Source organism: Pantoea sp. SIMBA_079, from assembly GCF_046940275.1.
In the GTDB taxonomy this organism is placed as follows: Bacteria; Pseudomonadota; Gammaproteobacteria; order Enterobacterales; family Enterobacteriaceae; genus Pantoea; species Pantoea borealis.
Genome location: NZ_JAWRYR010000544.1, coordinates 1 through 258, shown reverse-complemented (window position 1 = coordinate 258; position 258 = coordinate 1). Strand labels below are relative to the sequence as shown.

Here is a 258-nt window from a genome sequence, read left to right as displayed (position 1 = left end):
ATCGAAAGAACGATTAGGAAGAAAGTTCTGATGGTGTCTATGACCAGTGCTGCAGACTGGAAAAGGATCTCTAAAAATTCCCTAAACCCATCTCTGATTTCCTTTTTAATGGCAAACATTTCCCTCTCAATGTACATTCCTGACATCGTCACCAGATCTGAGGGCGACCAGCCCAGCTCCTCCAGTTTTTTATCAAATTCTTCATCAGACACCAGATAAGCCATCTCAGGATTTCTAAGCATCGCTTCACGCTCCAAG

General features: G+C 43.4%; 1 pseudogene. It reads right to left on the bottom strand.

Annotation, left to right across the window (positions count from 1 at the left end):
- Nucleotides 1-258, bottom strand: a pseudogene (locus SB719_RS21135) (conjugative transposon protein TraJ); the annotation flags it as partial.